The sequence below is a fragment of the Thiolapillus sp. genome, from assembly GCF_048562965.1.
Lineage (GTDB): Bacteria > Pseudomonadota > Gammaproteobacteria > Chromatiales > Chromatiaceae > Thiolapillus > Thiolapillus brandeum_A.
The window spans coordinates 1-5908 of record NZ_JBHNMF010000191.1 but is presented as its reverse complement, the minus strand read 5'-3'; the positions used below and the strand labels follow the sequence as shown (position 1 = coordinate 5908).

General features: G+C 58.0%; 5 protein-coding genes. 3 read left to right on the top strand and 2 right to left on the bottom strand.

The genetic code is table 11. From position 1 onward, the window contains the following. Window positions 1-92 precede the first annotated feature (92 nt). Together ACOCD2_RS10885 and ACOCD2_RS10880 are read right to left on the bottom strand one after the other, a co-directional pair. A complete protein-coding gene (locus ACOCD2_RS10885; RefSeq protein WP_293645600.1) occupies window positions 93-440 on the bottom strand; it encodes a hypothetical protein in 348 nt (115 codons plus the stop codon). Window positions 441-527: 87 nt separating this feature from the next. After that, window positions 528-1514 carry a YgfZ/GcvT domain-containing protein gene (locus ACOCD2_RS10880; RefSeq protein ID WP_293680094.1) on the bottom strand — a complete coding sequence of 329 codons (987 nt, stop codon included), beginning with the start codon at window positions 1512-1514 and terminating at the stop codon, window positions 528-530. A 150-nt stretch (window positions 1515-1664) separates the two neighbouring features. Here ACOCD2_RS10880 and ACOCD2_RS10875 point away from each other — a divergent pair, with 150 nt between their 5' ends. From ACOCD2_RS10875 to ACOCD2_RS10865, 3 genes are all read left to right on the top strand, one after another. Then, the gene (locus tag ACOCD2_RS10875) at window positions 1665-3476 is read left to right on the top strand and encodes an RNB domain-containing ribonuclease (RefSeq protein WP_293645597.1); all 1812 of its coding nucleotides are present in this window, start codon (window positions 1665-1667) and stop codon (window positions 3474-3476) included. 91 nt (window positions 3477-3567) lie between these two features. Continuing rightward, entirely contained in the window at window positions 3568-3765 is a 198-nt protein-coding gene (locus tag ACOCD2_RS10870) for a hypothetical protein (protein ID WP_293645595.1), read from the top strand. Beyond that, window positions 3762-5663: an AAA family ATPase gene (locus ACOCD2_RS10865; RefSeq protein ID WP_293645593.1), complete on the top strand. Its 1902-nt coding sequence runs from the start codon at window positions 3762-3764 to the stop codon at window positions 5661-5663. The genes ACOCD2_RS10870 and ACOCD2_RS10865 overlap by 4 nt, the downstream gene beginning before the upstream one ends. Window positions 5664-5908: the final 245 nt, after the last annotated feature.

Sequence of the window (5908 nt, the reverse complement as noted above, 5' to 3'; positions counted from 1 at the left end):
GCCTATTGCCGCATCTCCAGTTACCTGCAGACCATGGCAAATCAGGGATACAATCCGCTGGTCGCCATTCAAATGGCCTTTTCGGGACAGCTCTATGCTGATAGGGGTGAGTAGTTACCCGGCGGTTTTTCTTCAGGAATAACGGGCACGACTGGTTTGGTTTCCGGTGGTTTCGCATTGGGATCGCAGGGTGGAAGGCCATAGACGTGTGCGGAATATACATTGCCTGCCTGATTGGATGGCTGATAGGGAGCAGAGTTGACAGCGCCATACCCGGGCTGGAAACGGGGAGCATAGGCGCCGCCTGCGCTGGCGCCGGCAGGGGCTTCGGGCTTGGCCTCGTAGGGAGGCGGCTTGCAGTCTGTCCCAAAGGGGCAGCTGGCGAAGGCAGAGGTTCCTGCTGTCAGGCCAAGGAAAAGAATGGCTTGCCGAAAGATCATTGCACTACTGCTCCCTTTTGATTTCATGCCTGGCATGGTGCATGAGGGGTTTCATCAGTGTCAAGAACGGGGTTCACTTTACCGGCATCATTCCGGGGTTTCCAGACCATAGGGTGGAGGCAAAAGTTCCAGTCGAAGACCGGCCGCGTCACCCAGATGCAGATCGCCTGTTTCCGCAATGTCGATCTGGGCCACGACCAGCACCTCCCAGCCGCCCTGTGACGAAGGCACGACATCGACGATCTTTCCCGCACCCTGTGCCGACTTGCTCTGGGGTGAAAACAGGCTGTCACCGGGCTGAGGTGTTATGTCGCCGTCGAAGCGCGCCAGGTACATGCGGCGTTTGAGCTGGCCCAAGTATTTCATGCGCGCCACCACTTCCTGGCCCGTGTAGCAGCCTTTGGTGAAACTGATGCCTCCCAGTATGTCCAGGTTGAGTATTTGGGGAATGAAAGCCTCGGCGGTGGCGTCGTACACGGAAGGAATGCCGCTGCGGATATTCTGTGCCGTCCACCAGACGCTGCTGACCGCTGTGGCGCGTGTGCCTGTCCTTTCGTGAAATGTGGAAATGGCCTGGATGTCGCCGATGATCTGTACCCTGGGCACTTCCCCGGGGAAGCGGATGACGGTCAGCTCTTCTGCCTGTCCGCTGGCGAAGTCAGTTTCAGGAATACTGCCGAGCAATTCATCGATGCAGTGGCCGCCCAGCGCCAGCACAGCAAGTTCGTTGCTGGCATCATCCAGTGTCACCTTTGAGCGCAGGACGAACATGCGCAGCCGTTTCAGTACCGCTTCAATGCGTTCGGCAGGCAACTGCAGGTAGAGATCATCGCCGCGCTGAAAGATGAGCATCAGCGCCAGCATGCGTCCTTTCGGGGTACACCAGGCGCTGAGCTGTGCCTCATCGGGGGTGACCCTGTTGATGTCGTTGGTGAGCTGTCCCTGAAGAAAATCCCGGGCATCTTCTCCCTGTACCCTGATGAGCCCCAAAGCGGCGGGTGCGGTGAGCGCGCAATCCGCTTCTGCAGGGGCTTGTTCCAAATGAAGTGTTTGCACAAAATCGTTCAGGTTCATGGTGGTTCGTCTGTTCAGGCAGTGATGCCACAGATTGTACCGAATCGCGCTGGTGAACAACCCTGTGTTTTTCCTGTCTGCTCAGGTTTTGCTCCCCCGGGGAAGACAAACAGGTATCATTGCGCCATTGACTACTTCTGATGCTTACCTGTGACTGAAGCAAGAATTCACGCTGGCAGCCTGGTGCTGTACAAGATCCGTCCCGCCATCGCGGAATCCGTGGCCGACAAGATAGAAATCCGTTTCGAAGACGGCAAGACCAAGCGCGTCCGGGAAAAGGATATCTCCCTGCTGCATCCCGGCCCGGTCAGGGATCTGGGCGCGCTGAAAGCAGAGGGTGGCAACGTCGAGGAAGCTTGGGAACTGCTCCAGGGGGAAACGGCCAGTCTGGAGGAAGTCGCCGAGCTGGTCTACGGTGAATTCACGCCAGCTACCGCCTGGCAGACCTGGCTGGTGCTCAGGGATGGCCTGTATTTCGAAGGATCCGTGCGCAACCTGCGTGCGCGCAAGGAAAAGGACGTGGAAGCCGAGCGTGAACAGCGGGCGCACAAGGAAGCGGAGCAGAAGGCGTGGGCAGCTTTCCTCAAACGTGTGCAGCAGGGCAGTCTGGAGGAGCAGGATTTCAACCGCCTGGGCGAGGTCGAACGGGTGGCGCTGGGAAAAACCGCCAAGAGCTGTGTGCTGAGTGCCCTGAATATTGCAGAAACGCCGGAGAGCGCGCACGGCTTTCTGTTGCGTTGCGGTTACTGGCCGGCACGCTTCAACCCCTGGCCGTTGCGACAGGGCGCTGCTATTGAATCCCCCGGGCTGGCTGTGCCTGTGCTTGCTGAAGAAGCGCGCAAGGATCTGACCCACCTGCAATCCTGGGCCATCGATGACGAGGGCAACACGGATCCGGACGATGCCATCAGTATCGATGGTGACCGCATTTGGGTGCACGTGGCCGATGTGGCGGCCCTGGTGCGTCCCGACAGCCACCTGGATCTGGCGGCCCGTGACCGCAGCGCCAACCTGTATCTTCCCGAAAAAATGGTGCAGATGCTGCCACCGGCAGTGACAGATCAGCTCGGGCTGGGCCTGCAGGAAGAATCGGTGGCACTGTCATTCGGTTTCCGCCTCAACGCGGAATCGGAAGTCACCGATATTGAGATCGTGCCCAGCCGGGTTCGTGTGACGCGAATCAGCTATGAGCAGGCGGAACAGCGCTTGCAGGCGCCTGAATTCGTTGCCCTGCATGAGCTCACCAAAACCTACCGGGCAGCACGCCTGGCGCGGAATGCCGCCGAGATCAACCTGCCGGAAGTCAGTGTGCGGGTGATCGGTGACGAAATCGTGATCAAGCCTCTGCCACGACTGGCATCCCGGCAAATGGTGACCGATGCCATGCTCATGGCAGGAGAAGCTGCCGCCCGCTTTGCCGAGCAGCATGATGTCGTGATTCCCTATGCGGTTCAGCCTGAACCTTCAGAAATACGCCAGCCCCAGAGCATGTCTGAAGCCTATGCCTACCGGCGCCTGTTCAAGCCCAGCAATGCGGCATTGAGCGCCGGGCGGCATTTTGGCCTGGGGCTGGACTATTATGCCAGAGCCACCAGCCCCCTGCGCCGTTATGCGGATCTGCTGGTGCACCAGCAATTGCGGGCCTTCGTCACGGGCAATACGCCTCTGGACAAGGTCGGTGAACACATGGCGGCCGCCAGTGCGGTAACAGGTGTCATCCGTCGCTCTGAGCGTCTGTCCAATTTGCACTGGAAACTGATCTGGCTCAAGGAACAGGGCGACTGGCAGGGTGAAGCTGTGATAATGGCATTGGAAGAACGCAAGGCGGTTGTTATGATTCCTCAATTGGCGCTGGAAAGCCGTATCCGGCGAAGTGATGACATGCAGCCTGATCAGCGGATCAGGTTGCAGGTTCAGGAAGTGGATATCCCGACTCAGTCCGTCTATTTCCGAAAGCTATAAACTGTTTGAAACCAGGTTATATATAGTTCATAACCCATTGATATTAATGATATGCAGGTATCTTTATCTGTTAAGCTGAAGGGACAAGATTATGTCTTTGGATACAGAGCTGGCTCCCCATCCGGCACAACGTCAGACAGCAATTTCCGAAGAATTCGCCGCCTACTGTGCGGCAGAATTCGAGCGTCGACAGAATTCCGGTGAGGAATTTGATGAAGCGGCCTACCGCGAGGCCATGGAAATGGCCCTCACGCGTCTGCGTCAACTCGAAGAAGAGGGTCTGGCATGATTATCAATGCAGTCAAGGCAACGAATGTTCTGAAATATGCGGAGCTGGATCTTCAGGATCTGCCGGAAAAAGGCATCATCGCCATCAGTGGCGAGAATGAGTCAGGCAAGAGCACTATCGGGGAGACGGTGTGTTTTGCCCTGTTCGGGCGCACGTTTTCTCTCGGCCCCGATGATCTGGACAAGGTACTGCGCTGGGGCGAGCATCATTGTGCCGTGACCCTGGATTTTACCGTGGATGGCGTAGCCTATCAGCTGTCCCGCTTCCTCGATCTCGATGGCAGTCACAGCGCGCGACTCAGCAAGGCCGATGATATCGACAACCCCATCGCCCGGGGCGTTTCGGGAGTGGCCGATCGCCTGTTCGAGATTCTGGGTTATGAATTCGATGAATTCGTCGAATCCTTTTATCTTGCCCAGCGGGAGATCACGACGCCCCATCCTCACAGCGTGGCGGTCAAGACCATGGCAGGCGTAGCGCCGCTGGAATACGTGGCCGCTGGCTTCGAGGATGAGATCGCCCAGTTCGATGAGATGACAGAAGAACTGGAAGCCGAGGCAGAAGCCCTGAATCAGGAGCTGGAAGAGCTGGATTTCCAGGAAGGCTACCTGATGCAGCTCGAAGATGGGAAAAACGAACTGGAGGCGGAGATCAACGCCAACAAATCGGTGGTGGAAAATCTGGAAGCCGCCGCCGATGTCTATGTCCAGAATCAGCCCCTGCTCAAACGTGCGCGGGGCAAGCGCGGCCGCGCCCGTTTCTGGCGTTTTATCAGTTTTGTGCTGGCGCTGATAGCCGGTGGAGCGTGGTTCCTGCTGGCAAAGAAGCCGGACATGGCCCAGTCGCAGCAGCTGTTGCAGATGCTGCAGCAAAAGCTGCCCAACTGGCAGGATGCCTGGATACCCTATATTGGATACGCCGGTATTGGTTTTGCCGTACTGATGCTGCTGTTCTGGATTCGCTCCGCGCAACATGCTTCCCGGGCGCGGACTCTTGCGGATGATTCGCGGGTATTCAGCGACGCGCTCGAGAAGGCCCGCGCAGTAACGCCCTTCGTCGGGGAAACGGCATCTGAAAAGGAAGAGGCCGCTTCGAAGCCAGAGCCTGAATTCAGCGAGGCAGGTGAGGAGCAAATGACCATTCCGGCAGTGGATGAGCCGGTCCGTCCAGAGGAAAGTGCCTTTGCCGCACTGCTTTCAAAAGTCGATGACGTGGTGGCGGATATTGCTGAAGTGCGCACTTATGTCGAGGCCGAGTCACACTGGCTGCGTTCGCAGATCAACAGCAAGGAAGAGAAGTTCTGGGCCTTGGGCCAGGAAGTGGACCGGGAACTGGAGCGCGTGCGCCAGGTGGCACGCCTGACAGAAGTCACCGAGAGCCTGAAGCAGAAGATCATGGAGATTCAGGGCAAGAAGGAAAAACGCCTGAAAGCCATTGAATTGCTGGAAGGCGCTTCCGGTTTCGTGTCCAGCAACTTCAACCGCGATATTCGTGACCTGGTGGCCAGAACCCTGCCGGTGTTCACCCAGGGGCGCTATGAGCACCTGCGTATCGATCTAGATCTGACCGTGCGGGTGTTCTCCAGTGACAAGCGCGATTTCATGGATCTGGACGAGGTTTCGAGTGGCACCCAGCGCCAGATCATGCTGGCGTTGCGTCTGGCATTGTCCGAAAAACTGCTGACCCGCCGTGTGCACGGCGATCAGTTTGCTTTCCTGGATGAGCCGTTTGCCTTTTTCGATGAAGACCGTACGCGCTATGCGCTCAAGGCGCTCACAGGCATGAGTGACAAGCTCAGCCAGATCTGGATCGTGGCCCAGGTCTATCCGGAAGGAACGGATGTGGAATTCGCCCTCAGCCTCAAGTGCAGCCGGGACCTGGACAGGCTGTCCGCCTGAGTCGCAAGGCATGCTGGGCAAGGAAAGCGCCTCCGAAACCGGGGGCGCTTTTTTATTGACCCGTATATGGTTTCCTCCCGGACCCGCCGGCTCAGTTCATTGCCCGGTTTTTGTCTGAAGCAGGCCCCGACGCGCAATCAGAGCAGCGCCGTAAGCTGCTTGCAGGTGCCTGGCGGGCAGTACGGGGCAATGTAGCAGGCGCTGCCGCATGGCCATCCAGGTGGCATTGCGGGCGCCGCCGCCAC